The organism is Sphingobacterium alimentarium (assembly GCF_004342685.1).
GTDB classification, from domain to species: Bacteria; Bacteroidota; Bacteroidia; order Sphingobacteriales; family Sphingobacteriaceae; genus Sphingobacterium; species Sphingobacterium alimentarium.
In genome coordinates this window covers 105,428-132,223 of record NZ_SMBZ01000003.1, presented here as the reverse complement: position 1 = coordinate 132,223, position 26,796 = coordinate 105,428, and the positions used below count along the sequence as shown (strand labels likewise).

Genomic DNA, 26,796 nt, shown 5'->3' with positions numbered 1-26,796 from the left:
AAAACTAAATTTCAAAATGACAAAGAACGAGCTAGCCTTAATGGGCCAAATTTGTTTAATTTTTAAAACGTCCCGATTTTAATGGGACACTAGTGAAATTAAATAATATCTTATTTATTTGTTATGCTGATATTGCTGCTTTAAAAGAGTAGCAGCACATTAATTGATGCCCAATTATGAATTTAAAATTTTACTGCCTCATGAAAACCTGCTTAACCTACTTGCTTATATCGCTAAAAAGAATATTTCATCATTATTTTAGACGTCTGCTTGGAAGTCTATTATTCTGCATCTGTATTTTTAAGCTTCATTCACAGGAGCGTATAGCGCCGGCCTATCCGCTTATTACACATAATCCGAATTTCAGTATATGGTCTATGACTGATAAGCTGAATGCATCGACTACTAAACATTGGACCGATGCAGATCACGCGCTTTTGGGGCTTATCAAAGTAGATGGTCAGGTGTACCATTTTATGGGTAAGGAACCTATACACTATACCAACATATTGCCTACTGCGGAAGAAGGGCGGGTAGAGGTGCAGTACACTTGGAATAAGCCGGAGGGAAATTGGACCGCTCAAGATTACCATGCAGCAGGATGGAAGACAGGTCAGGCGCCCATCGGGGATAATGCTGAAGCTAGAACCAAATGGACATCCAATAATATTTGGGTACGAAGAACATTTGATGTGGCAGATCCTAAAAAGTTAAATGAAATATTTTTGAAGCTACATCACGATGATAATATAGTCGTATATCTAAATGGTAAAGAGGTATATAACAAAGAGGGCTGGACCAATACTTTTAAGTATATCAAATTAAGTAAGGATGATTTGAAGAAAGGGAAAAATATCTTAGCCATTCATTTAAAAAATACGGCAGGAGGGCGATACTTAGATTTTGGTTTGGTGAATAGGCCTCAAGAAGGAATCAAGCAAATGAAGGAAGCTGTACAGCAAGATGTAGAAGTTACAGCTACAAGTACTATTTACAAATTCAAAGCAGGTCCAATAGATCTGAAGCTGACTTTTACCTCTCCTTTGCTCATGGACGACTTAGATTTGCTGGCACGACCAGTATCCTACATCAGCTATACGGTACAGTCCAATGATAGCAAATCGCACGACACGGAAATCCTTCTGGGAGCAGGTTCCAATATTGCGGTATATAGACCAAGTCAACAAGTGGTAGCATCAAAATATGAATCACCATCGCTGAATATACTGAAAGTGGGTACTGTCGATCAACCTATCCTTCAAAAAGGCGCTGATGACATGCGAATAGACTGGGGATATTTTTATGTGGCATCCGAAAAATCTAATAATCCTATCCAATACATTACAGCAGATTCTAAAATCTTAACATCTTTCCATAGTAGCAAACCTAAGCAGACATCCGTAACGGATAAATCCTTGGCTTTGAATACGGTGATTCCGTTTGGAAAAGTAGGTAATACTCCTGTAAAGAAGTTTATCGCATTGGCCTACGATGAGCTATTCTCCATTCAATATTTTAACACCAATCTTCGTCCCTATTGGAATCGGGAGGGTAAAAAAACAATAGAGGATGTATTGGAAGAAGCAACAAAGGAATATGCTAGCGTGATGGACATATGTGCGGCGTTTGATAGACAAATGTATGCCGAAGCCTTGAAAGTTGGAGGTGAGAAATATGCGCATTTGAATGTCTTGGCCTATAGACAAAGTATCGCTGCACATACCTTAGTGCAAAGTCCAGATAATGAGCTTTTATGGCTTTCAAAGGAGAATAACAGTGGTGGATTTATTAATACGGTAGATGTTACACATCCATCCTCTCCTTTGTATATGTTGTACAATCCCGAGTTGCTGAAAGGGATGTTGACCGGAATATTTTATTTTACAGAATCCGGTAAATATCCCTATGCTTGGGCGGCACATGATTTGGGTACCTATCCGCATGCCAACGGACAAACCTATGGGGAGCCTATGCCCGTCGAAGAATCCGGGAATATGCTGATTCTTACTGCCGCTTTAAGTAAGGTACAGGGTGACTTGGAATATGCCCGTAAACATTGGAAAACATTGACAATGTGGACGGATTATTTAGTTCAAGAAGGTTTTGACCCCAAAACGCAGTTGTGCACGGATGACTTTGCGGGACATTTGGCACGTAATGCAAATTTGTCTGTCAAAGCTATTGTCGGTATAGCTTGCTATGCCCAAATGGCGGAAGCGTTGGGTCAAGAACAAACAGCACAAAAATATAGAGCCATTGCTAAAAAGATGGTAACAGACTGGATGGTTTTGGCAGATGCAGGCACGCACTATGCACTAACTTTTGACAATAAAGATTCATGGAGCTTAAAGTACAATCTGGTATGGGATAAAGTGCTTCATTTAAACTTATTTCCCCAAGAGGTATATGATAAGGAGATCACTTATTACTTGACTAAGCAAATGAAATATGGTGTTCCATTGGATAATAGAAGTGCCTTTACCAAAAACGACTGGATCATGTGGACTGCAGCCTTCACCAAAGACAAAGAAACTTTTGATGCGCTCGTCGATCGCGTATATTATCATGCGCTACATTCCGAATCCAGAGTGCCGCTTAATGATTTTTACAATGGTGAAACTGGCATACGCGAAAACTTTAAAGCCAGAAGTGTGGTAGGTGGATTTTTTATGAAAACTTTCGCAGAAAGGCTCCGAAAAGATTAATTGCCAAAAGAGTTTATAGATTGATGTGGTATGTGATTTATTCAAAATAGTCCTGCTATCTCTGGATAGCAGGACTTATTTTTTACAAGCTATTAATATCATTGACAAATTCTTCTACGATGTGTGCAGGTGTCGCCCAGGAAGTGATCAGTCGTAGTGCTGCATGCTCCGCATCGATAGACTTCCAGATGTAAAAATCATATTTTTGTTGAAGTTGCGCTATAGCATCCATGGGTAGGATGGGGAAGAGCTGGTTAGTGCTGGAATCGGTAAGAAAAGTATAGCCTTTAGTTCGAAAAGCATCGGCTATCTGTTGTGCCATTGTATTCGCATGATGGGCTAATTTGAAATACAGATCCTCTCGGAAAAGTTCGAGAAATTGAATTCCGAGCACTCTGCCTTTGGCTAGTAAGGCACCCTTTTGCTTAAGCACATAATCAAACTCAGCTCCCAGGTCGTGGTTGCTAAATATGACAGCCTCACCGAGTAAGGCGCCGTTTTTAGTCCCACCGATATAAAACAAATCGGTATACTGCGCAATATCGGCGAGCGTTAAGTCATTGTCACTGGCCATAAGAGCATGACCCAGGCGTGCACCATCAAGGTATAGCAGCAATCCATGAGCTTGACAGCAGGCATGTAGGGCTGTCAACTCCAGTTTAGTGTATATCGTGCCTATCTCTGTGGAGTTGGAAATATAAACTAGGCGGGGTTTGACAACGTGCGGCCGAAGCCCATAGTCTTGAAGTGTAGCCTCAATAAGGTCTGGTGTCAATTTGCCCGTAGGTGTGTCCACCGTGATTACCCGATGGCCCACGGCTTCAATGGCACCCGTTTCGTTGGCAAAGATATGTCCTGTACGTGCGCTGATCACTGCTTCATGGACGCGCAAGAGGGACGAGATCACAGACAGATTAGTTTGTGTGCCTCCCGACAGGAAAAAAATGGCTGCCTCAGGTTGTTGTATTTTGTCGCGCAAAATTTGCTTGGCTTGAAGCGAATAGGCGTCTTCACCATAGCCTGCCTGTTGGATAGTATTGGTCTCTATTAATTTATGAAGGATATTTATATGTGCGCCTTCGGCGTAATCATTTTTAAAACTGTACATCTTTTCTTCGAATTGTAAAACAATAATAGGAGCGTTCACCCTTAGAATTTAATATTTTTAGGCTTTTGAAGATAGTTCATTCCAGAAAAACAGCCTTCTTGACCCTTTGAGGAGACTTCTATATGTCCATATCACAAATAATGTTAAAATTAGAATAATATTAGTAATAACTCGTATATTAGATACAATTTAATACTAAGACTTTTTAATGAATCCCCATGTAAAATTTAACAATGCAAATGCATTGTTCTCCAAAACCCTCAAACAAAAAACCAATTTATACTTTCAAAATTTAAATAAGAATAAAACGGGTGATTTTAGGTTGTTCTTAAAAACGGGCATCCTTCTGACGACTTTAGCAACTTTGTATGCCCTTCTATTTTTTGCGGATCTGCATGTGGCTGTAAATATTATATTGAGTATCGTGCTCGGTGTCAATTTAGCAGCTATTGGTTTCAATGTCATGCATGATGCAGGCCACAATTCTTTTTCGGAGAATAAAACCATAAACACTATATTTTCATATTCACTGAATTTGCTGGGCGGAAATATCTATTTCTGGAAGCTCAAGCACAATATAGCTCACCACACGTATACGAATATCGATGGGGAAGACCATGATATAGAGATTAAATTCATGCGTATACACCACGATCAACAACTAAAAAAGCATCATAAATACCAAAAACTCTACTTTATATTTCTGTATAGCATTTCTTACTTTGCTTGGGTATTTTACCAAGATTATGAGAAATACTTCAGACAACGTATGGGTGTAAAGAGCACAGAAAAATTCAGCTTCCCTGTTAGAGAAAAGGTGATATTCTGGATCAGCAAACTGGTACATATGACCATATTTTTGGTGATTCCGATTTTGATGGTCGGTGTTATGAAAACGCTTATGTGTCTACTGATCAGCTATGTAGTATGTGGTCTGTGCTTAGCGATTGTCTTTCAATTGGCCCATGTGGTGGAGCAAACAGATTTCAAAACTGTGGAGGAAAATAAGATAGAAGAAGAGTGGATGATTCATCAATTGCAATCTACAGCTAATTTTTCTACTAAAAATCCAATATTAACTTGGCTTTTGGGTGGTTTGAATTTTCAGGTAGAGCATCATCTTTTCCCGAAAGTAAGCCATATCCATTATCCAGCGCTGAATAAGATAGTGCAAGAGACTTGCCGTGCCAATGATATTTCCTATTTCGAATATCCGTCTATCTTCAAGGCTTTTCGCTCTCACTTCAATGTGATCAAATTGATGTCCAAATAACAACATGTAGTCGGATGTAATAACACAGACGATAGCATATACATTTAAAAAGCCATCTGTAAGATTGATTACAGGTGGCTTTTTTATTTATGATGATGCCTGCAGTGATATAGGAATTATATCCGTTGCTTCACTTTATTTACAATTATATTATTCTCAAAGTAAGGATATAAGTTCTTGCCCGGGCAATTGGTATGTCCGGTATAATCGCGGTGCGTAGCAATAGTGTCGGGACTGATGTTATATTTTTTGCAAAAATGTACGACCAGGTTGACCAGTACTTCCTCTAAATTTTCATTCATCTCTTGCTCATTATAATTTCCCAAGAAGGAGATGAGCAAATGGCCCGTAGGGTCGTAATCGGTGTTGGTTTCGCCTACGGTCATCACGTTTCGACCTTCATAGACTGTTCCGTCGGGTGCAATAAGATAGTGGTAAGGGATGTCCGCCCAATTGCGGTCAGGCCCCATGCACCAAGATTGTATATTGCGCAGTCGCTGTGTGGCATCATCCTCCACAGTCAACACACGTCCACCTTCATGATGCACGGTAATGCGCACGGGCTTATGGGCTTTATAAGGTTTGGCCGGTTTCGCATTCCAGGCTGTTTTCGGAATAATAGGGTATTCGTAAGGCTGAACTTGTACTTGTGCAGACAAGGAAAGGCTGACAAAAATAATACTGAGGAACGCCCATACAATTTGTTTCATAAGTTTATGCTTTTGGTATAAAACGAAGTTATGCATTTATAATAAAAAAAGAGCTGCAAATCGTACAGCTCTTGGTAATTATAAGGTTTCTTTCGCACGCTGATACTGTGGCAACCAGTCGATGTCTTCATCTAGTTCTTGTGCAAATTGCTTGACGATATGCGGATTTTGCAGGAATCTTCTCGCCATAAGGATGAAATCGGCTTGTTGGTTTTGCAGAATCACTTCGGCTTGTTTGGCGTTATTGATGAGCCCTACGGCGCCCGTTAATATTTGCGCTTCGGTTTTTATTTCTTCCGCAAAAGGAACTTGATAGTTTTCTTTAACATTGATTTGTTGTTGACGAACGGCACCACCACTCGATACATCAATGACTTCTACGCCTAAGCGTTTTAGTTGTATGGCGAGTTCGGTAGATTGCTCTACATCCCATCCGCCATCTGCCCAGTCAGATGCGGATATTCTGACCCATAAGGATTGGTTTATCAAGACCGTCTTTATGGCTTGGATAATATCGATCAGGAAACGAATACGATTTTCGAAGGAACCGCCATATGCATCAGTGCGCAGATTGGTCAGCGGCGAAAGGAACTGATGGATCAGGTATCCATGCGCGGCATGCACCTCAATAATATCATATCCGGCGGTTATAGCCCGTTGCGCGCCTTCCTTGAATTTAGTCACCAAATCTTGGATACCTTCCAGGGTCAAGGCTTCGGGGGTATGGTCAGTCTCGTGAAATGGTATAGCGGAAGGTGCTTTGGTCTGCCATCCATGGGGATGATGTGGCGGAAGCTGGGACCGTGATTCCCAAGGCTTATCGGTCGATGCTTTACGGCCTGCATGAGCAAGCTGAATACCAATCAAGGCATCTTGTGCATGGACAAAGTCTACGATGCGGCGTAAATTGGGGATGTGTTCGTCTTTCCAAATACCCGTGTCAGCGTATGATATACGTCCTTCGGGCTCTACAGCGGTGGCTTCTTGTATAACGGCTGCAGCGCGACCAATCGCAAATTGTCCAAGATGTACAAGATGCCAATCGGAAGCAAAACCATCTTCCGAACTGTATTGACACATCGGGGAGACCACGATTCTATTGCGTAATATATGATGTCTTAACTGTAAAGGTGTGAATAAAATACTCATAGATTGTTGTTTTGTGTAAATTATAATTATTCTTTTCGGTGTCAGTGCTTAGATATATAACCTGACATAGGGCTGACTTGTTCATTTGCGCTGCACAATTCCTATAGGAAAGAGGGGAATTAATTGCTTGAGTACAAAAAAATCCCCAACAAGCTAAGCCAGTTGGGGATTTAAAATATAGGGATTACTTACTTATTTCACTTTGTACATTTCTTCACGTTGTGCTTTAACCACATCGGAATTGATGTATTCGTCGTACGTCATTAACTTGTCGATAATACCGTTTGGTGTCAACTCAATAATACGATTTGCTACAGTCTCCGTCAACTCGTGGTCACGGGAAGTGAATAACATCGAACCTTTGAAATCCTTCATACCGTTATTTAAAGCGGTGATGGATTCTAAGTCCAAGTGGTTGGTAGGTTCGTCGAAAATCAAGAAGTTGGCGCCTTGAAGCATCATTTTGGAGAACATACAACGCATTTTCTCACCACCGGAAAGAACCGATACTTTCTTCATTACTTCTTCGCCGGAGAATAACATTTTACCTAAGAAGCCACGGATAAATTGTTCGTCCGCATCTGGTTTAGTCGTGTAATTACGCAACCAATCCACTAGGTTTTCGTTGTTTCCGTCAAAATATGAAGAGTTGTCCATAGGCATATCCGTAGGAGTAATGGTCACACCCCATTTGAATTCACCTGAATAATCCTTGTCACGACCTGTCAGGACTTCATAAAATGCAGTAGTCACTAAGTTGTTTTGACTTAGCACGGCAATTTTATCTCCTTTATTCATCATGAAGGTGATGTCCTTGAAGTACACTTCACCATTGACGGTCTTGCTCAATCCTTCAACATGTAATATTTGGTCTCCAGGTTCTCTATCATAGGTGTTGAACATGATAGCTGGATATTTACGATTTGAAGGTTTGATATCTTCCAGATTGATTTTATCTAAAGCTTTCTTACGTGAAGTCGCTTGCTTTGATTTGGAAGCATTGGCAGAGAAACGGCGGATAAATTCCTGTAACTCCTTCACCTTGTCTTCCATTTTCTTGTTTTGATCTGTACGTTGTTTCAACGCCAATTGAGATGACTCATACCAGAATGTATAGTTACCGGAGTAAATAGTCATTTTGCTAAAGTCAATATCAACGATATGGGTACACACGTGATCCAAGAAGTGACGGTCATGGGAAACAACCAATACAATAGCTTCGTAAGAGGCTAGGAAATCTTCCAACCACGCGATGGTATTGATGTCCAAGTCGTTGGTAGGCTCATCAAGAATCAAAATATCTGGTTTGCCGAAAAGCGCTTGTGCTAATAGCACACGTACTTTTTCGTTACCGTCTAATTCTTTCAGTTGTTTATAGTGTTGTTCTTCTTTGATTCCTAAATTGCTCAATAGGGTAGCCGCGTTGCTTTCGGCATTCCAGCCGTCCATTTCTGCAAATAAGCTTTCTAATTCGCCTGCACGTTCACCATCCGCGTCGGTGAAATCTTCTTTCATGTAGATTTCATCCTTTTCTTTCATGATTTTGTACAGTTCCTGATTACCGATCATCACAGTTTCGATAACTGTGAATTCGTCGAACTCGTAGTGATTTTGTTTCAACACTGACATACGTTCGCCAGGAGTGAAAGATACCGATCCTGTCGAAGGATCTACTTCGCCAGATATGATTTTTAAAAATGTAGATTTACCGGCGCCGTTAGCACCAATAATACCATAACAATTTCCAGGAGTGAATTTTAAATTAACATCTTCGAATAGCACGCGTTTGCCAAAACGAAGGGATAGATTGGATACATTAATCATGCTGCAAAGATACGGTTTTATTCTCTAATATCTATAGGGTACAAATACCTTTGCATGTCATTTGTGTGGGTTATTTTAGCTTTTTTGGTAGAATATAAACCGCTAATTTTGAGCTATGTCAAAATAGTATTAGTTTTAACCTGTAAGCATGACTTGCAGTAGCAATTTATAGGGTAATAGAAACTTGTGTTTTAAATACAATCACATAAATAATGGAAAAGAATAGAGTATATGCGGATGAGTTTGTTTCCAAGTTTATGGAAGGCAGTCTCAAGCATTTAAAGTACATTCAGACGCCTATCAAAATATTTGCACTCCAAGATATAGCACCTTATCTGCGTGTTCCTATACCGCCGATTCTTTTTGGTTACAATCTCCTGATTCATCTTACAAAAGGTTATTTTCAGCATCAGATCGAGTCTACCACGTTCATGGTCAAGGCACCGGCAGTGATTATTGCCAATTACGGACATATTTCCGCCATCAATGAAGTTGATAAAAATGCGCAGGGATATTGTGTCCTCATCAAGGAGCAGGCGATGACTTCTATTCTACGTGATCAGGAAACTTTACACATTTTCAATATTGCGCCGCTACTCAATCTTCAGGAGTCAGATAGCGATGATTTGAATGCTTTATTGCAGTTGCTCTACCGTGAAATCTATGATGGAAATCCGTATATGTCCTATTACGAGAGCATCTTCAAAACGATTATTTTGAAAATAATTAAGCTCTCCGATACCAATAAAACGTTGTTGCGAAAAGAGGAGATTGCTATCGCATTCAAGCAATTGGTCTATTTGGATTTTTCGAAACAGAAATCAGTCAGCTATTACGCGGACAAATTAGCTGTATCGACCAATTATCTTAACCGTTGTGTATCAGCTGTATTTAAAAAATCCGCAAAACAGTTGATTTTGGAAGTCGCGATCATGCATAGTCAGCTCTTGCTTATCGAAACGAACAAACCCGTGGCGACTATTGCCTACGAACTGGAATTTGAAGACCCCTCATACTTTGCCCGCCTTTTCAAAAAACTAATAGGAGTGACACCTAGCGAATATCGCCAAAATGCACTATAAATAGTCAATGCACGATTTGTCCTAGTTTTTGTCTTATTTTCAACAGCTATTCCTTCTAATACTCATTAACTTTACGAAAGTAACATCACAGGAACTTACGTTCAGGCCTGTTATACAGTTTTTGAATAATTAAAAGATAACAAATATGAGCCAAATTGCAGAGCATGTTGATTTTAAAACCTACATCAACGACTTTTCAAAGCATTTACACGATCTATTTAGAAAAGAATACGATTTCAATGAAATTAGTTTAAACCGAGACTTACCGGCAGATTTTAAAGCTAAAATAATGGCTAAAAATCCTCTTGCGGTGGCGATTCCAGCCATTCATGGCGGTCGTGGCGTGCAGGTCAAAGAATGCCTAGGCGTACTTGCCGCTGCCTCGTATGAGTCGTTGTCTTTGTCTTTGATGTTTGGAATTAACATTGCTTTGTTTCTCGAACCTTTGGCCAAATACGGTAATTATGCAGTTCAAGAGCGTATTTTCAAAAAGTTTTTGGAGGATAAGGCTATGGGTGGTTTGATGATTACTGAAAAACTTTATGGCAGTGACGCTTTGAATATGAAAACTTCGTACCAAGCGGTAGATGGAGGTTATAAAATTCAGGGAGAAAAACACTGGCAAGGTTTGAGCGGTGCAGCCGACTTTTGGTTGGTCACAGCGCGTAAAGCGAATGAAAATGGTGATTTGACTCGTGATATCGACTTTTTCGTAACAGATAATAGTAATCCTGATCAACATATTCCTATGGTGGAGCGCTACAATAACCTCGGTTTGTACGCTATTCCTTATGGTATAAATCAAATCGACGTGACCGTGGAGGAAGCACAAAAACTGCAACCGGAGAGCACGGGTTTGAAGTTGATGTTGGATATGCTACACCGCAGTCGTCTACAGTTTCCAGGTATGGGCATGGGCTTTATCAAGCGTTTGTTGGATGAAACATTGGCATATTGCCAAAACCGATTGGTAGGCGGTGCTCCATTGGCCAACTTAGACGCTGTTAAATATCAGTTGTCCCGTATGCAAGCAGCATATACCATTTGTTCGGGTATGTGTGCGTACAGTACTTCAAATAGCGGAATTGATAAAGATTTGGCTACTGCTGCAATCGAAGCGAACACATTGAAGGCATTGATCACCGATCTGATGCAAGAATCGGCACAAATTGCTTTACAGCTTGCGGGTGCTAATGGCTATCGCCTGGATCATATTGCAGGTAGAGCAGTTGTGGATAGCAGACCATTCCAGATTTTTGAAGGATCTAACGAGATGCTTTATGGTCAGATAGCTGATTCAGTTTTGAAATTGATGCGCAGATCGAAAGAAACGAACCTCGCTAAATTCTTAGCACAATATCCTACAGCCACAGAAAGTATATCCTATTTTGCGCACCTGCTGAACTTCAATATCGACCAAGCGGTGAGTCAGCGTGATGCCGTAACTTTAGGCCGTATTATCGCTCGTATCATCAGCTTCCAATTTGTATTGCAGATGAATGGCTTTAATGCTGGTTTGGTAGAAATTACCCGTCAGCATTTGGTATCGGATATTTCGATGTTCGTGGGTCAGTATTTATCCAACAATACCTCCAATCCAATCGTAGAATATCAAGATAATTCAGACTGGACGGCATTTGCGTAAGGCATAACTTAGTATAATAAAAAAGGGTAAAATTTGAATTAAATTTTACCCTTTTTTATTTTTAGAATTGCTCGTAAGAATGCTTATTACTCAGTCGGACGACCTTGCTCGGAAATCTTTCCATATACTGCAGTACCAAGGCGTTCATGTAATAATTACTCATACATTTATCATCTTCCTTGATGATATCTTCGTAATCGGATATCGCCAAGTCCCGATCAAAAAAGCCAAAAGCATATAAATTATTATTTTTAAAGAGGATATAAGATTTCTCATCCAAATTCCGCCCTTGGTCTATTAAAATAAAAGATTGCGAGTCCGCTTTAACCTTCTCCAATGCATCCTCCACTTTGCTGTTGTGCGATTCAGCGGCTGGAAGCGTCGTGTAGTCCGTTTTAGGTTTAGGATCAGTGTGAACACTGTAGAAGTAGCACAATCTATTATCCAGTTCAAACTCTTCCATCAATTGCAGCAACAGCTGATTGGCTTCGTAAGGCCGTTCAAAATGCTGAATAGCTTTGGCGTGCTTGTCATACCGTGATACGACCAGCCGGATGTAGTCCCTCTGATCGGTATATTGAATGAGTGAAAATTTTGGTTCGAACTTCTTTAGAGCACGATTATGTGTAGGCCAATATTGTTTGATGAGTCTACACTCTGTAAGGAGTGACATCAGTTCGGTGCCCGTTTCTATATAATCGATATGATGAATGCCATTGATAAAAGCTTGTCTTTTCTGGGTGCCACTGCTGCCGGAAAAATGGCTGAGCACGCGATTCCGAATATTGACAGCCTTACCTACATAGATAATTTTGCCCCCCGCATTATGAAATAAATAGACGCCAGTGGTTTCGGGTAACTTGAGAAAATCATCCTCATTGATGTGTGTAGGCAATCGATGCTCTCGTGTTTTCTTCAACGTGGTCTCAATGATGTTCTCCTTATCTTCCCGTACCAACTTTTCAAACAGTGTAACCGTAGCTTCGGCGTCGCCCATCGCGCGGTGTCTGTCTTGAATGCGGATGCCCAAGTTTTGACAAAGTTTACCTAAGCTATACGAAGATTGGTTGGGGATAATTTTGCGCGAGAGCCTTACGGTGCAAAGTTTGGGTGCACGCCACGCGAATCCTGCATTTTGTAATTCGTTTACGATAAAAGAATAATCAAAATTCACATTATGCGCTACGAAAATCCTTTTGTTTAAAAGCTGATAGATAGTCGGTGCGAGTTCCTGAAATGTGGGTGCATCTTCGACCATTTCGTTGCTGATACCCGTCAATGCTTGAATATGAAAGGGGATAAGTGTCCCAGGATTCACAAGGGACTGAAATTTCTCCAAAACATGCGTGCCGTTGTGGATAACAATCGCTATTTCAGTGATTTGATTTCCTGCTGCATACGACCCGGTCGTCTCAATATCCACAATAGCATATTCCATAAAGCAAAAGTACAAACAACTTTTTGATTATAGTATAATCAAAAATATGGAAGCGAGAATGACGAGCGCAATGATGATATTTCTAAAAATATGCTCGGGTAGAATTTTAATAATTTTGATGCCGATAAATCCGCCGAGGATAATAAAAGGCAGTGCCATAATATTCAATATCAATCCTGACCAAGTGAGGTTGTGCCATACAAAAGCTTGCAACGGAACCTTACTAAGATTGAGCACAAATATAAACCAAGCGGATGTAGCAGCAAAGGTTATTTTGTCGAGGCGTTTGGAAAGCATATAGACAGATAATGCGGGGCCTGCAGCATTTCCTATCATCGTCGAAAAGCCTAAAATAAAACCAAATAAGGGAGAATACCAGCTTCTTTTAGTTAGCTTTTCTCTGGTTTCGGGGGATGCTTTTTCCATCCAAAGCATAATCGCTACCCCCACAATAATACAGATACCTATACTGATTTTAAATGTTTTATCGTCAATGTAGTTTCCCAATATCAAACCGACGAACAGCCCGACAAAAGCGAGAGGAAGCAGGCTTTTTACTTCCTTCCAGAGGAAAGCTTTTCGGTAATAGATGACGGCAATAAGATCCGCAAAACACAATAGGATGAGCACTATTCCTGTGGAATACTTGGCACCGAATAGTAAAGCAAAAAATGGCACTGCCAATGTTCCAATATTTTGAATTCCTGTCTTGGAAATACCAATAAGCATGGCGCAGGCAAAATAAAGCGCCCAACCGTATGGGCTTGAAATCAGTTGCAGTGCCTCTTGTATCATTTTAACCGTTTTTTAGAAGTTCAAGGACTTTAGCGGCGTTGATTTCGCCGTAATCATTTATGTAATAATCGCATTTGGGAAGCTGCTCTTTGGTATGCGAACTTAATACGGCTACGACTTTCATTCCAGCGTTAAGGCCGGCTGTAATGCCCGAAAATGAGTCTTCAAAAACAACACAATGGCTGGGGTCAATACCTAACCGCGAAGCGGCATTCAGGTAAACCTCGGGGTGTGGCTTATGGAGTTTTACATCTTCACTGGCCAGTAGAGCTTGCATTTGCGTACGAATTTCCAATGCATCAATAATTAAATCCATATTGGCACGGGGTGCAGAAGTACAGACTGCAGTATGGAAGTTGTTGGCTTTCAGATCCGCTAAAAATGATTTGAAATGCGGAATAGTTTCAACTTTGTCTTTATAGATATCGCGAAACAATTGTTCCTTTTCATTTTCTAAGCTTAAAAGTTCTTCCCCATGGATCGGTCTTTTGAAGAAATAAGTCATGATATGGCTATTGTGTTTGCCATACATATGCTCTTCAAATTCTTTCTCAGTATAAGGGATGTTATAGCTGTCAAAAAATGCTTCAAAAGCTTTGGCGTGATGCGGATTGGTATGGCAGATAACACCATCCATGTCGAAAAGTACGGCATATTGATTCATGCACAAATATAGAATAATATACGCAGATAGGTCGTCATTATATTGTTAAGTGTTATGCCGAAATATGGATTTATAGGTGATATTTTATATATTGTTTTTTTAATTCTAATGAAAAAATATATTACACTAATTATGTTGTCCTTTCTAATTAGCTCGTGAGATCATGATGTGTACGAGCTTTTTCCAAAGAAGGAGAATTTACCGTACGGAAGGTAAAGAAAGGTGGCAATATAAGACAACGCGGTTTCTATGTCAAAGGATTCAAAACGAAAGTCCGTTATAGACACATTCGCAATGGCAAATATAACGTGGGAGACAAGGTCAATCTCAGTTACGATTCCATTGTGAATCGCACGCAGGGAACTTATGAACTGCGTCTACCACGGAGGCTGCGGGATTAATTGTCTATTACTTTTGAAGTAGGATATAAGTTTGCTCTATGTATTTGTAATATGCACCTTGCGGATTATGGATGCCTAATTTGTCGGTTTTGTGTCCTAGACGGACGATGATTAAGTTGTCCTCAGGAATAGCTATTACAAATTGTCCCAGATGACCGTTCATGGAGAATACCTTTTTGCCATCGAATGTACTCACCCACCAACTGTAACCATAGTCTGGAGAATTGTCTGCTGCCGGCTGAATAGACTGCTGGATGTAAGCTGAATCCAATAGCTGTTTATCCTTCCAACGACCGGACTGTGCATATAATTTGCCAAATCGCGCAAAATCTCGTGCATTGCTGGCAATGCAGCAGTAGGTTTTTTCCATGCCATCGTTGGATGAAATTTGCCATAGTGCATCCTGTTCGGCACCCATAGGTTGCCAAAAGTATTCCGAAAGAAATTCCGTGAGCGTCATAGGTAGTGCCTTGGACAAGACCATTCCCAACAATTGGGTGTCGCCACTTTGATACCGAAATACCTCATTAGGCTTGTTGATAATAGGCAATTCCAGCATAGCTTTGCTGATGTCGTTATAGAAATAAGCTTTGGTCGTAATCGAAAATGGCGAATAGTATTTTTCATCCCACTGTAATCCGGAGCGCATGGTCACGAGGTCTCTAATGGTTACCTCATCGGCATATGGACCTTGCAAATCGGGTAGGTAGTCTTTAACTTTCTCCTCTAGATTTTTTATATACCCCAGTTCCAATGCTTTACCAAGTATAGCAGCAGTGATACTTTTTGCCATCGAAAATGAATTGGATAAGGATTTTTCAGTATAGCCGTCATAATATTTCTCAAACCATAGGCTATCGTTTTTTATAACCAGATAGGCTACTGATCCATTAACGGTATGGAGTGAATCGAGTACGGCAGTTGACTCCACAGTGTTATAATCGTTGGCCTTGGGCCAGGGCTCTGGAGTAGTCGTTTTGATCGTCCGATTTTCGAAATAGTGATAATCTTCTAAAAATGCTGTACTATGCCCTGTGAAGTAGGTGACACGAATTCCACGCAGTATATAGGTGTGGTCGGTCACTATCAATCCAAGAATTAGCAGCGTAAGTAAGGTGATCAGCGTACCAATTACCCATTTTAAAATATTGATTATCATAGCTTGAGGTAATAGATATAAATATACAGAATGTTTTAAAAAATCATAATAAAGTATCTTTTCCACTTGCAATTTATTTTATTATTTGATATATTTATGATATCATAATGATATCAATTATTTAAAACTAATGTTATGGAAAGAAATATTAAACCTACATCTGGATATACGGCTATTGCAGTCGGTGTCATTTTACTTGTTTTATCGGGCTACACAGCCTATTGGGCGGTGACCAATGATAAGCCGGGTTTCATTTTTATTGTTATACTCCTTTTTTTGACAGCATTGTTTATTTTCAAAGGAATATTAATTGTTCATCCGAATCACTCCCGCGTGCTTAATTTCTTTGGAAAATACGTGGGTACGATTAAAGATAACGGGCTTTTCTTCGTGAATCCATTGTATACCGCTGCAAAAATGTCCTTACGCTCAGAGAATTTGCAGGGGCAGACGCTTAAGGTCAACGACAAAATGGGTAATCCCATAGAAATTGGCGCTGTTATCGTGTGGAAAATCGGGGATACGTACAAAGCTGCTTATGATGTAGAGCGTATCTACGATTATGTGCGGGCACAATCTGAGGCTGCAGTGCGCCACTTGGCGGTGAGCTTTGCTTATGATGATCTGGAAGATGATACTGCCGAAATCACTTTACGAAATGGGGGTGAAGAGGTGAACCATATTTTAGAAAAAGAACTTACGGACCGCCTTTCCAAAGCCGGAATCATCGTACAAGAAGCACGCATCAGTCATCTTGCCTATGCTGCAGAGATAGCAGGAGCTATGTTGCAGAGACAACAAGCGGCAGCTATTGTGGCTGCACGCGCTAAGATTGTCGATGGGGCAGTGGGTATGGTCGATATGGCGCTGAAAAAACTTTCGCAAGAGAATATTGTCGAACTGGATGACGAGCGTAAAGCAGCTATGGTTAGTAATTTGATGGTCGTATTGTGTGGAGAGAAAGCGGCTCAACCTATCATCAATACAGGTACATTGTATTAACGCCTATGCGCTCCTAAGTGATTTGATATGAAGAAAAAGAATTTTGTGGTACGGATAGATGAAGAAACATTCAAACTCCTTGAACAATGGGCTCAAGATGAGTTTCGAAGCGTAAATGGGCAAATTGAATATTTACTTCACGAAGCACTCATTAAAAGTAAAAGAAAGAAAAACAGTAAATAAGTATATATAGGGATCATATGATCCCTATTTTTTTCAATAAAATTTGGAATATAATTTTTAGTATCTATATTAGTGTATTATTTAAATAGTACACTAGTATGATATCAATTAAAAACTTAAATTTTAGTTATACTAAATCCAAGCCCATCTTCGCCGATCTCAACCTTGAGCTGGAAGCGGGACATATTTATGGATTGCTTGGAAAGAACGGTGCTGGCAAATCCACACTATTAAAAAACATGGTTGGATTAATATATCCAACGAATGGACATATCACTGTAATAGGTGAGGAGAGTCGAAGACGAAACCCATCGTTGCTAAAAGAAGTCTGCTTCATTCCAGAGGACTTGCATCTGCCACATATTTCGGTCAACCAATTCTTGAAATCGACGGCTCCATTTTACCCGAACTTTGATGAAGCGTATTTTCAGTCCCTTTTTGAAGAGTTTGCTATTCCCGAAAATCAAAACTTAGGTAATATGAGTTATGGACAAAAGAAGAAATTTCTTATTTCTTTTGGACTGGCGACCAATACCAAAGTCGTGGTCATGGACGAACCTACTAATGGATTGGATATTCCTTCCAAGGCCCAATTCAGAAAAGTTCTGGCTTCGGTAATGAATGAGGATCGCGTTATTGTGATATCTACGCATCAGGTGCGTGATCTGGATAATCTGATTGACTCTGTAATCATCTTGGATCAACACAAAATTGTACTTAATGAATCCATACAGCGGATATCAGATCGTTTGCATTTCAAAAAAGTCACTGCATTGAGCGACGATGTATTGTATGCTGAGAAAAGTATCGGTGCATACCATGTTATTTCGTCCAACCCAGATTTTGAAGATTCAAAAATAGATCTTGAATTGCTATTTAATGCGGCTACCGCTGAAAATGAAAATATAACTAAACATTTTAGGACTGTATAGATATGAATAATACATTTAATATAAACCGATTCTTATTGCTTATACAAAAACAATGGTTATCGTTTCGGAAGGAATATTTTTTAATTGTCGGTGTGGTACTGGCTATTGTAATATTTTTTTACAGTAAACAAGTCTATGATATATCCAAGTTTGCTTCATTGCCCAATGCCGGAGATCAGCACTTCAATTTGGTCGGTACACGGACATCCTTATTTTGTATTTTGGGTGTGCTCTATGTGACACTGATTGCAAGCGCCTATTTTAGAGGGCTCGGAAAATCGGGATCGGCTATTCCCAATTTATTGCTTCCGGCTTCTCAATTCGAAAAATTTCTAAATGCGCTGGTCTATACCGTCCTATTAGGCTTTACGACATTTCTATTGTTGTTTTATATCGTGGATTATGGATTTATGAGCTATTTACGCGGGATATTAACGTCACAATACAGCACTTGGTATAATGGTGAAGAAATAGTGACTGACCGCTTAGCGTATTTGGTGCCAAGTTTATATAATGAAAATATTGTTTATGCATTTTTTGTTCCTTTCTTACTGAATGCGATATTTTTATTGGGCTCAATCTATTTTGCTAAAAGTCAATATGTTAAAACGATTGTGTCGGTATCCATCTATATTGCGATATGCTATTTAATCATCTACGTTGTATATAGAATTTTCTTTGCAGATGTAATTCAGCTCGAAGACAAGAATGTGAAGGAATATATCAATCCGGTAAAACTATTATCTGCTATAGGCTGGTTTATCACAGTGGCCTTGTGGACCATCACCTATTTTAGGTTAAAAGAAAAGGAGGTATAATATGGACTTTAATCCCAATAAAGCAATCTACTTACAGATAGTGGATCATATATGCGAACAAATTCTGTTGAATACCTGGAGCGTGGAAACAAAGATTCCTTCTGTACGCGAGATGGCCGTCGAGTTGGGCGTCAATCCCAATACAGTGATGCGTACATACGATTTCTTGCAACAGCATAATATCATTACGAACAAGCGCGGTGTCGGATTTTTCGTGACAGCGGATTCGCTTTCTGAAATCAAAAAATACAAAAAGGAGGTTTTTATGAAAGAAGATCTGCCTCAAGTATTCAAAAATATCTATCTCTTAGATATTAGTCTAGAAGAATTGAAAGATAAATATCAATCTTTCATAGTGGATAATTATAAATCGAACTAACATGAAATTAAGTAATAAATTATTGATCATATTAGGGATAGTAGTTTTTATGCTTCCCTTAGGTATAGTCGTCGCTGTGAATAGTGGTGGCGTCAACAAGAATGAATACACCCACAGTTTAGAAGAGGAGTCAAAAAGTTTTGCCGCGGAAACGAAGCATTTGAGTGGAAATGCGCTGAAGGCGTACAAGTCGATTACTATTAAAAGTGAAGGTCCACAAGATCTTATTCTTCATTTGGTTCAAGATAGCCAATATGGATTTAAGAGTACGTACGCACTAACAGATGTGGAGGTCGTGGACTCAGCAAACGGGGAAACTGTATTGCATTTTAAAAACCCATCATGGCAATCCGCTCATGTCTATCTATATGCTCCGGATTTTGACCATATTTCTTTAGAAAATTTCAATTTAAGTAAACTATCAACCCGCGAGGATTCATTGAAGCTTGATGTCATTAATTCGCCTTGGTCCTTTAATGTAGCTGATAATGAATCATTGAAATCTATGGATATAACATTGCAGGGGTCGAAGATTGAAAATGTGAATTTCGGAAAACTGGAGCATTTAAATCTTTCCTTAATTAATTCGGAAATTAAAATGGAGTCTAACTCGTACAAGAAATTAGCGCTTAATCTGAACAATGCCAAATTTGTGATGGAAGGGGAGAACAACGTAAATCCTACTTTTAATCAGCTTTCCGTACTGTCGCAGGGGCAATCTTATATCAATTTCCCTAAAAAGACAATAGTCCAAAATATTGATGGCAATCTGTCTGATAGTACGATTATGGTAGTCCCGGCTTTTTTGTTAAAGAATTTGATTAAATAAGCAGATAGTTTAATCACATACAAAGACATCGACAAACTATTTTGTGATGAAGCAGGGATCAAAACACTTATCTCTTTAAAAATCACTTATACAAACAAATGCCCCGATCTCGTTATTAATGACTTGTAAAGGGCATTTGTTTGTTTAGAATCAATGATATATATAATCACCATTGATATCTATTCTGTAGCAATTCTCAACGTAGTTATTGAATACTCACCACACCAGAGCGACGATCTGTCGAATCGCATATCGCTTAAATGATATTTTTTAGGAATGATTTTTTGATTAACTTGCAGTTAATAAAGGGGCTTGAATGACAATTTAAGCAGTATATTAATTAAGTTATTAACCATATAAATTTATTTTTATGAAAAAGATTATATATTACACAAAGGCATTTTTTTTGTGTATGCATTGCGGTTATTTTGCTTTATTCTTGTAAGAGAGATGATGTTGTGAATAAAGATTCAGATGATCCAAATATTCCACTAAAAACGACTAAAGCTATAGGTGAAAATTTTGATATCTTTTTCGAAACAAAATCTAATCAGGATATATGGGTAGACTATGGTGACGGAAATAAAATAAAAGCAAGCCACTCTACTACAGTCAAAGGTGATAATATTAAAATCTATTATGATGCCAAATTAGCCTTATCTTATTTAGAATTTGTAGTTGGAAGTAAGATAACTGCTATTGATTTAAAAAATGCAATCGGATTAGAACAATTATCTTTACGAGTTCTTTGCTTAGTAACTTGGACTTGTCTGCGAATATAAATTTAAAAGAGATTAGTTTGATAGGCGGCGATATTACGACAGTAAACTTACCTAAATCAACTCATGTTGAGCGTATACAGATAAATCAAACTAAGCTGAGCGCTATTGATATTTCAAATTCACCTAATTTGAGACGGCTAGATCTGGAAGGTAATAACCTTCAAAGTTTGGATGTGTCAAAAAATAAAGAACTCCGATATATTAGCGTTGGATGGAATGCAATAAAACAGCTAGCGATGAATAAGATTTTAGAAGACTTACCATCACGTACCGCAGCAGATAATGCAACGATATGGATTGATGATAGATCATCAGGCCCCTTAGGCAACATGGTCGAAAGAAATGAAAAACCAAATGCTGAAGCTATAGCAAAAGGCAAATCCAAAAATTGGAATCTGTTCAGTTCGACAGGTGTATTATAATATAAGATATATCAATCAATCTCTTCGGAGGTATTCTCGATCTTCCTCCGATAAGTTATCAGGCTTATAAGGTGAATCTATGTAATTATTTTCTTGTGTAGCGACAGGCGGTTGGTATACGGGATTATTGATGCCATATTCTGTAGGATGCTTCTTCTTGCGTCTAAATAGAATTCCTCCCGTAATGACACCGAGTAAGAAAAATATGCCTAGAATAAGCAATTTGGAAGTATGAATGTCGCCAAATAACCAGAATGAACTCTCTTCTTTGTTGTTGAATAAAATGATAACCACGAAAGCTAGAAGTACAGCGATAATAATCGTTTTTGGTTTCATATTGTAATAGCCTTATGCATTGATAAAACACAAACATACAAAAAAGGAGATAACCATGGGTTATCTCCTTTTATTATTTTGAGTGAATAATAATTATTCAGCTACAACTTCGAAAGGAACTTGAACTTTCACTTCTTTGTGTAAGTTTAAGTTTGCTAGGTATTCACCTACAGTTTTAGGTTCAGTTTCGAAAGTAATACGGCGACGATCTACATCATAACCTTGAGCTTTCAATGCTTCAGCAATTTGAATGCTATTTACTTTACCGAAAATCTTACCAGACTCACCAGCTTTAGCACCGATAGATAACTTAACGTTCTCTAATTTAGCAGCTAATTCAGTAGCATCTTTCTTGATTTTGTCTTGTTTGAACTGAGCTTGTTTGATATTCTCAGCCAACACTTTTTTAGCTGATGCAGTAGCTAATACTGCAAATCCTTGAGGAATTAAGTAGTTACGGCCGTAACCTGGTTTTACTACTACGATATCGTCTTTCTCTCCAAGGTGCTTAACATCTTGTTTTAATATAATTTCCATTTATCGTATCCTCCTTATTTTAATGAATCAGCTACATAAGGTAATAGACCGATGATACGCGCACGTTTCACGGCTTGAGCTACTTTACGTTGGAATTTCAATGATGTACCAGTAATACGACGAGGTAAAATTTTACCTTGCTCGTTTACGAATTTCAATAAGAAGTTAGCATCTTTATAATCGATGTATTTGATACCATTCTTTTTGAAACGACAGTATTTTTTACGGTTGTCCTCTACTTTAGGAGCAGTCACGTATTGGATGTTTTCCTTTGACATTAGTTTGCTACCTCCTCAGTTTTAGTTTCAGCTTTCTTGTTGAATGCACCGCTACGTTTTTTCTCGCTGTAAGCAACTGCATGCTTATCTAAAGCGATAGTTAAGAAACGCATTACACGCTCATCACGCTTGTATTCAAGCTCTAATTTTTTAATTAATTCACCTGGAGCCTTGAATTCAGTTAAGTGATAAAATCCAGTAGTTTTTTTCTGGATTGGATACGCTAATTTTTTCAAACCCCAATTATCTTCAGCGATAATTTCGGCTCCGCCTTCTGTCAAGATGGTTTTGAATTTGGCAATTGCCTCTTTCGCAGCATCTTCTGAAAGCAACGGGGTAAGAATGATTACAGATTCGTACTGTTGCATTGTGTTTAAATAATTTTGTTAATTTAAATTTTTCCGTACTTACGGAAGTGCAAAGGTAGCTAAAAATTGTGGATTGTCAAATAGTTTGTATAAAAAATAATCGGACATCTTAGCCTGCCCGATTATTTAAATAAGGTTGATTTATGATTTCTTTAGGAGTCGTCCGCTGGATGAAGTTTTGTTCTCCACAATCTTTGCCGGTTCTTTGCTGTAAGCCAGGGTAGCAGAAGAAGATAATTTGCTTTTTAGTGTTTTCGCTGTATTAATCTGCAATCGTGCTGATGAGCTACCATCACAAAACAGGTTACTTATAGTCACATTATCCAAATCCAACTTAGCCGATGAACTCATGTTTACATTGGCTGATACCGCTTCGCCCTTTAAAAATCCTTTGCCTGAGCTACTCGCTGTGAGGTTCAGGGTTTCGGTTACTATAGCAGCTTCCAGCTGTCCGGACGAAGATAGATCCAAGTTGATGGTATTGGCTTTGATTCTATCGGCGTAGAATTTTCCGGATGAGTTAGTCGTAATATTAACGGTATTGGCGTTGACCGCAGACTCTAGCCTAAGTTTGCTACTCGACGAAACTTTTACCGTATGTATTTTGTAATTGGAATAAACGATGACTTTATTTTGCTTCGATGATTTGACCGATGAATTGGGTTTGTATTGGATCTGCAAGTTACCATTTTTGACATCCGTCAGGATTAGCTGAAGGTGATCTCGGTTGGCACAATCAAGAACGATTTCATTCCGATCCGAAGGAACATACAGCACATCCAGACTCGTGGCGACAGAGATGCTTTGATGTGCACTAAGTTTTCTAACTTCCTTATGCTGTCCATAAATTGGAAATATATAAGAAGCTATGAATAATAAGGCAATTAAATTTTTCATAATTAAGGGTTTATTATTGTAAAGTGCTAATTTAACGATTTTAAACTATCAATTTCTGCTGCTAAGGTCATTAATTTTTGCTTTAGCAAATAAATCTGCGATTCAAGCTGATCATACATATCTGCACGGTTGTTCAATTCATCTGCTATATAGACACCTCCGTCGCCAAAGTACAGCGAAGATATATGCAAAGCATCCTGGTCAATCTGACCAAATTGGGACCATTTATCTATAATATCTTTGCGCAATGCAGGTTGATTTTTGTCTTCATAATTGAGATAATACCAAATAAAGGAAGGGAATAGCGAAGACACAGCTGGACCTTCGTATATATCCCGTAGGATATTGCGCTGATGGTAAAACTCTATTTTACGCTTATTGAATAGCATGGCCAATCCGAGTCCTGCTTCTCCAATACCTGTGCTAATACCCACAGCATTGCTCGCTTTATCATTCTTGATGACACCTCCGGTCAATATCGCGCCAGATGCACCTAGGACAATAGCCCCAATCGTCAATTTGGATTCTAGACTGCCTTGCTTTTCGGTCAGATAATGTGCAATCTGACTGATACGCTCTTCCTCACAGTCGAGCTCCGAAGAGACTGCGGAGATGACGAGTGAAGCATTATTTATCTGATGATCTATGGCTTGCTCGAGCTCGAGAATACGCATGCGCTTATCCATAGTAAGGGGAGTGGTCTGCTTGTTGAGCAGTGCACTGTATTCATTTAGATAATTAATAATCCCAATGGTATTGGCAATATGCAGACTTCCGGCAGATAGTTTGTGGCGTAGTGCGGTGTCTACTGCTATATCGTCGAGCGCAGTAGGAAGGTCAGCTACGGTATAGCGATATTGATTTTGTTGGTTGCATTTGCTGGCTATAATCTGATTGTGCAACGTAGCGTCTTTTATAGGAGCACAAGCTCCCAACAAACTTATCGTGATAAAGCATCCTACAACAGACTTTCTCATATATTCATTTCGTTTAAGTAAATATAATTAATAATACCAATTGTTGATTATTCCTTTATTATATTTGTTTCATGACTTTAATTGAGCATTTCAAAACTTTATACCATGTAGATGATGAGCTGGAATTATTCTTTGAATCAATAAGCGAAACCAGAGAATATGCAAAAGGAGATTTGATTTTTGAGCCCAATAGTTATTTAAAACATATATACTTTATAGAATCAGGCTTTACACGAGTGTATTACTATAAGAATCGAAAAGATATCACTCATTATTTTTTCGGTGAAAATAGCTTCAGTACAGGAATAGAAAGTGTGTTTTACCAAAAGCCGAGTCTATTTGGTTTTCAGGCCTTAGCGCCATCTCGGATTACGTTGTTACCTTTTGGGCCAATCCGCGAACTCTCCAAGCAGAGCATCACGATGAACCATATCATCGAAAAGATTCTCCTGGACAATCTCATTGATTTTTCCAAAAGATTCTACAATAGCCAATTTGAAACTGCCCACGAAAGGTACGAATCCTTGCTAAAAGAAAACCCGACACTACTACAAAATGCTTCTTTGGGACACATTGCGTCATTTCTCGGGGTATCACAGCAAACGCTATCCGTGATTAGAGGCATGAAATAATTTCGTTTTTTAAGATATCTGAAAAGATATCGTTGGATCTTGCTCCATCTTTGTATTTTTATGCAGATAATTAATAACAATATGAAAAAGTATTATCTAATATGTGCTTCATTGATCTTTTCCAATGTGTTTTTTGTAGGCACAGTTGATGGGCAAGAACAGCTAAAGCAATTTACTCCACCTGTAGAAGCTGCCATCAAAAACAATAAAGCTATCAAGAATGCCTATTTGGAAAGCGATAAAGTGGCGCTCGACCGAGAAGATGTAAAAGGTAAATTGTTGCCGAAAGTTTCTTTGAATGGGCTTTATGGCTATGTTCATTCGGATTTAGATATTGACCTACCTACGCAGTCGTTGCCCATTCCAGGAATTAATTTATTCGAAGGAACTACCAAAGCGAATGCTTCATCGCAATTATTTGCGACAGGCGTTACAGCTACACAAGTTCTATTTAGCGGATTGCAGATTACCAATGGACAAAAAGCATTAGAGCAAAAACATATAGCACAACATTTACTGACCGAAGCGAGCTATGATCAGATAGCGCAGGAAATTATCACATCCTTTGATCAGCTTATGCTACTCAAGGAAGTGGATATACTTATCAGTGACTCCGAAAAAAGACTGAACAAAGAACATTTGAAAGTCGTGAAAGCGATTGAAAATGGTGTTGCGATTCCTTATGACAGAGACAAAATAAAATTAGCGATGCTCGAACTCAGCAGCAAACAAGCGGAAGTACAAAGCAATCGCGAACTATTGTATTATAAATTGCAAGAGTTAACTGGTCTTTCTTTGGAGGAATTAAAACAAGTGTCGTATCCTTTGGAAGAACTTATGCTTACGGATGCGGCTACAGAAATGAATCGCAAAGAGTTATTGGCTTTGGAAGCTTCTCAGAAAGCTTACGAATATGCATTGAAGAAAGAAAAAGGAGCGAAGCTGCCGATGGTCTTTGCTTTTGGGAATGTGTCCTATTTAAATGCATTTAATTCCAATGCAACCCTTAAAGATATTCCACAATTAGGTAATGTAGCTCTACATGCCAATCACCTTCAGTTGGCGCCCAATTATGCTGTTGGTGTTGGATTGAAATGGAATATTTTTGAAGGAAAAACACATAAAACTGCTATCGAAAAAGCCAAAATTGATCTGCAGATGAATGACAATAAAATGGCGGATACGAAAGAAAAATTAAGTCTGCTGCAACGTAAAACGAAATCAGACTACGATCTGGCTATAAAGAAAATTTCTGTAAACAAACAACAGATGACAATAGCTCAAAATAATCTTTACTTGGCTTCAAGACAATTTGAAGAAGGTCTACAAGATGTTACCGAGCGATTGGAAGCAGAAAATGAATATTATAAACAATCATTGAATTACTATAATCAAATTTTAAGTCAACGCTCCGCGGCAACAGAAGTTTTGAAAGCAAACGGAAATTTATATCAAACCATCACAAGATAAT

General features: G+C 38.9%; 28 protein-coding genes. 14 read left to right on the top strand and 14 right to left on the bottom strand.

The window, feature by feature from the left end:
- Window positions 1–200 precede the first annotated feature (200 nt).
- On the top strand, window positions 201–2,705 hold the full coding sequence (locus EDC17_RS02425; RefSeq protein ID WP_132776530.1) for a glutaminase family protein: 2,505 nt from the start codon (window positions 201–203) through the stop codon (window positions 2,703–2,705).
- Window positions 2,706–2,787: 82 nt separating this feature from the next.
- Here EDC17_RS02425 and EDC17_RS02420 read toward each other — a convergent pair whose 3' ends face one another.
- Window positions 2,788–3,813 carry a threonine aldolase family protein gene (locus EDC17_RS02420; RefSeq protein WP_132776528.1) on the bottom strand — a complete coding sequence of 342 codons (1,026 nt, stop codon included), beginning with the start codon at window positions 3,811–3,813 and terminating at the stop codon, window positions 2,788–2,790.
- A 208-nt stretch (window positions 3,814–4,021) separates the two neighbouring features.
- Between EDC17_RS02420 and EDC17_RS02415 the strand changes: the two genes are divergently transcribed.
- Window positions 4,022–5,086 carry a fatty acid desaturase family protein gene (locus tag EDC17_RS02415; RefSeq protein WP_132776526.1) on the top strand — a complete coding sequence of 355 codons (1,065 nt, stop codon included), beginning with the start codon at window positions 4,022–4,024 and terminating at the stop codon, window positions 5,084–5,086.
- A gap of 116 nt (window positions 5,087–5,202) precedes the next feature.
- On the opposite strand, the gene EDC17_RS02410 is transcribed toward EDC17_RS02415, so the two are convergent.
- From EDC17_RS02410 to EDC17_RS02400, 3 genes are all read right to left on the bottom strand, one after another.
- Window positions 5,203–5,796: a peptidoglycan recognition protein family protein gene (locus tag EDC17_RS02410; RefSeq protein WP_165894351.1), complete on the bottom strand. Its 594-nt coding sequence runs from the start codon at window positions 5,794–5,796 to the stop codon at window positions 5,203–5,205.
- A gap of 78 nt (window positions 5,797–5,874) precedes the next feature.
- Window positions 5,875–6,945, bottom strand: a complete 1,071-nt coding sequence (locus EDC17_RS02405; protein WP_132776523.1) for an NADH:flavin oxidoreductase/NADH oxidase — start codon at window positions 6,943–6,945, stop codon at window positions 5,875–5,877.
- Window positions 6,946–7,137: 192 nt separating this feature from the next.
- A complete protein-coding gene (locus EDC17_RS02400) occupies window positions 7,138–8,769 on the bottom strand; it encodes an ABC-F family ATP-binding cassette domain-containing protein (protein ID WP_132776521.1) in 1,632 nt (543 codons plus the stop codon).
- A gap of 212 nt (window positions 8,770–8,981) precedes the next feature.
- Here EDC17_RS02400 and EDC17_RS02395 point away from each other — a divergent pair, with 212 nt between their 5' ends.
- Both EDC17_RS02395 and EDC17_RS02390 read left to right on the top strand, forming a co-directional pair.
- The gene (locus EDC17_RS02395) at window positions 8,982–9,851 is read left to right on the top strand and encodes a helix-turn-helix domain-containing protein (protein ID WP_132776520.1); all 870 of its coding nucleotides are present in this window, start codon (window positions 8,982–8,984) and stop codon (window positions 9,849–9,851) included.
- A gap of 145 nt (window positions 9,852–9,996) precedes the next feature.
- The gene (locus EDC17_RS02390) at window positions 9,997–11,496 is read left to right on the top strand and encodes an acyl-CoA dehydrogenase family protein (RefSeq protein ID WP_132776518.1); all 1,500 of its coding nucleotides are present in this window, start codon (window positions 9,997–9,999) and stop codon (window positions 11,494–11,496) included.
- Between the two features lie 61 nt (window positions 11,497–11,557).
- Here EDC17_RS02390 and EDC17_RS02385 read toward each other — a convergent pair whose 3' ends face one another.
- The 4 genes from EDC17_RS02385 to EDC17_RS02370 all read right to left on the bottom strand — a co-directional run bounded on the left by EDC17_RS02385 (window position 11,558) and on the right by EDC17_RS02370 (window position 15,953).
- Entirely contained in the window at window positions 11,558–12,934 is a 1,377-nt protein-coding gene (locus tag EDC17_RS02385; RefSeq protein WP_132776516.1) for an exonuclease domain-containing protein, read from the bottom strand.
- 27 nt (window positions 12,935–12,961) lie between these two features.
- Window positions 12,962–13,729 carry a sulfite exporter TauE/SafE family protein gene (locus tag EDC17_RS02380; RefSeq protein ID WP_243645970.1) on the bottom strand — a complete coding sequence of 256 codons (768 nt, stop codon included), beginning with the start codon at window positions 13,727–13,729 and terminating at the stop codon, window positions 12,962–12,964.
- A 1-nt stretch (window position 13,730) separates the two neighbouring features.
- Complete coding sequence (locus EDC17_RS02375) at window positions 13,731–14,393, bottom strand: HAD family hydrolase (protein WP_132776514.1); 663 nt, start codon at window positions 14,391–14,393, stop codon at window positions 13,731–13,733.
- A 408-nt stretch (window positions 14,394–14,801) separates the two neighbouring features.
- Window positions 14,802–15,953 (bottom strand): serine hydrolase domain-containing protein, encoded by a 1,152-nt coding sequence (locus tag EDC17_RS02370; protein ID WP_207895629.1) that lies wholly within the window; start codon window positions 15,951–15,953, stop codon window positions 14,802–14,804.
- Between the two features lie 135 nt (window positions 15,954–16,088).
- Between EDC17_RS02370 and EDC17_RS02365 the strand changes: the two genes are divergently transcribed.
- From EDC17_RS02365 to EDC17_RS02330, 8 genes are all read left to right on the top strand, one after another.
- A complete protein-coding gene (locus EDC17_RS02365; RefSeq protein ID WP_132776512.1) occupies window positions 16,089–16,955 on the top strand; it encodes an SPFH domain-containing protein in 867 nt (288 codons plus the stop codon).
- Window positions 16,956–16,982: 27 nt separating this feature from the next.
- Complete coding sequence (locus EDC17_RS02360) at window positions 16,983–17,138, top strand: Arc family DNA binding domain-containing protein (protein ID WP_132776510.1); 156 nt, start codon at window positions 16,983–16,985, stop codon at window positions 17,136–17,138.
- 98 nt (window positions 17,139–17,236) lie between these two features.
- Window positions 17,237–18,070 (top strand): ABC transporter ATP-binding protein, encoded by an 834-nt coding sequence (locus EDC17_RS02355; protein WP_132776508.1) that lies wholly within the window; start codon window positions 17,237–17,239, stop codon window positions 18,068–18,070.
- 2 nt (window positions 18,071–18,072) lie between these two features.
- The gene (locus tag EDC17_RS02350) at window positions 18,073–18,888 is read left to right on the top strand and encodes a hypothetical protein (RefSeq protein ID WP_132776506.1); all 816 of its coding nucleotides are present in this window, start codon (window positions 18,073–18,075) and stop codon (window positions 18,886–18,888) included.
- Window position 18,889: 1 nt separating this feature from the next.
- Window positions 18,890–19,267: a GntR family transcriptional regulator gene (locus EDC17_RS02345; protein WP_132776504.1), complete on the top strand. Its 378-nt coding sequence runs from the start codon at window positions 18,890–18,892 to the stop codon at window positions 19,265–19,267.
- Window position 19,268: 1 nt separating this feature from the next.
- Window positions 19,269–20,096: a hypothetical protein gene (locus EDC17_RS02340; protein WP_132776502.1), complete on the top strand. Its 828-nt coding sequence runs from the start codon at window positions 19,269–19,271 to the stop codon at window positions 20,094–20,096.
- 458 nt (window positions 20,097–20,554) lie between these two features.
- Window positions 20,555–20,878, top strand: a complete 324-nt coding sequence (locus EDC17_RS02335; RefSeq protein ID WP_132776500.1) for a hypothetical protein — start codon at window positions 20,555–20,557, stop codon at window positions 20,876–20,878.
- 236 nt (window positions 20,879–21,114) lie between these two features.
- Window positions 21,115–21,300 carry a hypothetical protein gene (locus tag EDC17_RS02330; protein WP_132776499.1) on the top strand — a complete coding sequence of 62 codons (186 nt, stop codon included), beginning with the start codon at window positions 21,115–21,117 and terminating at the stop codon, window positions 21,298–21,300.
- A gap of 15 nt (window positions 21,301–21,315) precedes the next feature.
- Here EDC17_RS02330 and EDC17_RS02325 read toward each other — a convergent pair whose 3' ends face one another.
- The 6 genes from EDC17_RS02325 to EDC17_RS02300 form a co-directional block, all read right to left on the bottom strand.
- Window positions 21,316–21,636: an LPXTG cell wall anchor domain-containing protein gene (locus EDC17_RS02325; RefSeq protein WP_132776497.1), complete on the bottom strand. Its 321-nt coding sequence runs from the start codon at window positions 21,634–21,636 to the stop codon at window positions 21,316–21,318.
- 93 nt (window positions 21,637–21,729) lie between these two features.
- A complete protein-coding gene (gene rplI / locus EDC17_RS02320; RefSeq protein ID WP_132776496.1) occupies window positions 21,730–22,173 on the bottom strand; it encodes a 50S ribosomal protein L9 in 444 nt (147 codons plus the stop codon).
- A 14-nt stretch (window positions 22,174–22,187) separates the two neighbouring features.
- The gene (gene rpsR, locus EDC17_RS02315) at window positions 22,188–22,451 is read right to left on the bottom strand and encodes a 30S ribosomal protein S18 (RefSeq protein WP_132776494.1); all 264 of its coding nucleotides are present in this window, start codon (window positions 22,449–22,451) and stop codon (window positions 22,188–22,190) included.
- Entirely contained in the window at window positions 22,451–22,819 is a 369-nt protein-coding gene (gene rpsF, locus EDC17_RS02310) for a 30S ribosomal protein S6 (protein WP_132776492.1), read from the bottom strand. Before rpsF ends, rpsR begins: the two co-directional genes overlap by 1 nt.
- A 141-nt stretch (window positions 22,820–22,960) precedes the next feature.
- Window positions 22,961–23,716 carry a GIN domain-containing protein gene (locus EDC17_RS02305; RefSeq protein ID WP_132776490.1) on the bottom strand — a complete coding sequence of 252 codons (756 nt, stop codon included), beginning with the start codon at window positions 23,714–23,716 and terminating at the stop codon, window positions 22,961–22,963.
- A gap of 26 nt (window positions 23,717–23,742) precedes the next feature.
- On the bottom strand, window positions 23,743–24,693 hold the full coding sequence (locus EDC17_RS02300) for a hypothetical protein (protein WP_132776489.1): 951 nt from the start codon (window positions 24,691–24,693) through the stop codon (window positions 23,743–23,745).
- Window positions 24,694–24,764: 71 nt separating this feature from the next.
- Between EDC17_RS02300 and EDC17_RS02295 the strand changes: the two genes are divergently transcribed.
- Both EDC17_RS02295 and EDC17_RS02290 read left to right on the top strand, forming a co-directional pair.
- A complete protein-coding gene (locus tag EDC17_RS02295) occupies window positions 24,765–25,325 on the top strand; it encodes a Crp/Fnr family transcriptional regulator (protein WP_132776487.1) in 561 nt (186 codons plus the stop codon).
- Window positions 25,326–25,406: 81 nt separating this feature from the next.
- Complete coding sequence (locus EDC17_RS02290; protein WP_132776485.1) at window positions 25,407–26,795, top strand: TolC family protein; 1,389 nt, start codon at window positions 25,407–25,409, stop codon at window positions 26,793–26,795.
- Window position 26,796 lies beyond the last annotated feature (1 nt).

What these genes read in the sequence shown, in the direction of transcription:
- EDC17_RS02425 (WP_132776530.1), top strand. Translation starts at nt 201, where the DNA reads ATGAAAACCTGCTTAACCTACTTGCTTATATCGCTAAAAAGAATATTT.
- EDC17_RS02420 (WP_132776528.1), bottom strand. Translation starts at nt 3,813, where the DNA reads ATGTACAGTTTTAAAAATGATTACGCCGAAGGCGCACATATAAATATC.
- EDC17_RS02415 (WP_132776526.1), top strand. Translation starts at nt 4,022, where the DNA reads ATGAATCCCCATGTAAAATTTAACAATGCAAATGCATTGTTCTCCAAA.
- EDC17_RS02410 (WP_165894351.1), bottom strand. Translation starts at nt 5,796, where the DNA reads ATGAAACAAATTGTATGGGCGTTCCTCAGTATTATTTTTGTCAGCCTT.
- EDC17_RS02405 (WP_132776523.1), bottom strand. Translation starts at nt 6,945, where the DNA reads ATGAGTATTTTATTCACACCTTTACAGTTAAGACATCATATATTACGC.
- EDC17_RS02400 (WP_132776521.1), bottom strand. Translation starts at nt 8,769, where the DNA reads ATGATTAATGTATCCAATCTATCCCTTCGTTTTGGCAAACGCGTGCTA.
- EDC17_RS02395 (WP_132776520.1), top strand. Translation starts at nt 8,982, where the DNA reads ATGGAAAAGAATAGAGTATATGCGGATGAGTTTGTTTCCAAGTTTATG.
- EDC17_RS02390 (WP_132776518.1), top strand. Translation starts at nt 9,997, where the DNA reads ATGAGCCAAATTGCAGAGCATGTTGATTTTAAAACCTACATCAACGAC.
- EDC17_RS02385 (WP_132776516.1), bottom strand. Translation starts at nt 12,934, where the DNA reads ATGGAATATGCTATTGTGGATATTGAGACGACCGGGTCGTATGCAGCA.
- EDC17_RS02380 (WP_243645970.1), bottom strand. Translation starts at nt 13,729, where the DNA reads ATGATACAAGAGGCACTGCAACTGATTTCAAGCCCATACGGTTGGGCG.
- EDC17_RS02375 (WP_132776514.1), bottom strand. Translation starts at nt 14,393, where the DNA reads ATGAATCAATATGCCGTACTTTTCGACATGGATGGTGTTATCTGCCAT.
- EDC17_RS02370 (WP_207895629.1), bottom strand. Translation starts at nt 15,953, where the DNA reads ATGATAATCAATATTTTAAAATGGGTAATTGGTACGCTGATCACCTTA.
- EDC17_RS02365 (WP_132776512.1), top strand. Translation starts at nt 16,089, where the DNA reads ATGGAAAGAAATATTAAACCTACATCTGGATATACGGCTATTGCAGTC.
- EDC17_RS02360 (WP_132776510.1), top strand. Translation starts at nt 16,983, where the DNA reads ATGAAGAAAAAGAATTTTGTGGTACGGATAGATGAAGAAACATTCAAA.
- EDC17_RS02355 (WP_132776508.1), top strand. Translation starts at nt 17,237, where the DNA reads ATGATATCAATTAAAAACTTAAATTTTAGTTATACTAAATCCAAGCCC.
- EDC17_RS02350 (WP_132776506.1), top strand. Translation starts at nt 18,073, where the DNA reads ATGAATAATACATTTAATATAAACCGATTCTTATTGCTTATACAAAAA.
- EDC17_RS02345 (WP_132776504.1), top strand. Translation starts at nt 18,890, where the DNA reads ATGGACTTTAATCCCAATAAAGCAATCTACTTACAGATAGTGGATCAT.
- EDC17_RS02340 (WP_132776502.1), top strand. Translation starts at nt 19,269, where the DNA reads ATGAAATTAAGTAATAAATTATTGATCATATTAGGGATAGTAGTTTTT.
- EDC17_RS02330 (WP_132776499.1), top strand. Translation starts at nt 21,115, where the DNA reads ATGAATAAGATTTTAGAAGACTTACCATCACGTACCGCAGCAGATAAT.
- EDC17_RS02325 (WP_132776497.1), bottom strand. Translation starts at nt 21,636, where the DNA reads ATGAAACCAAAAACGATTATTATCGCTGTACTTCTAGCTTTCGTGGTT.
- rplI (WP_132776496.1), bottom strand. Translation starts at nt 22,173, where the DNA reads ATGGAAATTATATTAAAACAAGATGTTAAGCACCTTGGAGAGAAAGAC.
- rpsR (WP_132776494.1), bottom strand. Translation starts at nt 22,451, where the DNA reads ATGTCAAAGGAAAACATCCAATACGTGACTGCTCCTAAAGTAGAGGAC.
- rpsF (WP_132776492.1), bottom strand. Translation starts at nt 22,819, where the DNA reads ATGCAACAGTACGAATCTGTAATCATTCTTACCCCGTTGCTTTCAGAA.
- EDC17_RS02305 (WP_132776490.1), bottom strand. Translation starts at nt 23,716, where the DNA reads ATGAAAAATTTAATTGCCTTATTATTCATAGCTTCTTATATATTTCCA.
- EDC17_RS02300 (WP_132776489.1), bottom strand. Translation starts at nt 24,693, where the DNA reads ATGAGAAAGTCTGTTGTAGGATGCTTTATCACGATAAGTTTGTTGGGA.
- EDC17_RS02295 (WP_132776487.1), top strand. Translation starts at nt 24,765, where the DNA reads ATGACTTTAATTGAGCATTTCAAAACTTTATACCATGTAGATGATGAG.
- EDC17_RS02290 (WP_132776485.1), top strand. Translation starts at nt 25,407, where the DNA reads ATGAAAAAGTATTATCTAATATGTGCTTCATTGATCTTTTCCAATGTG.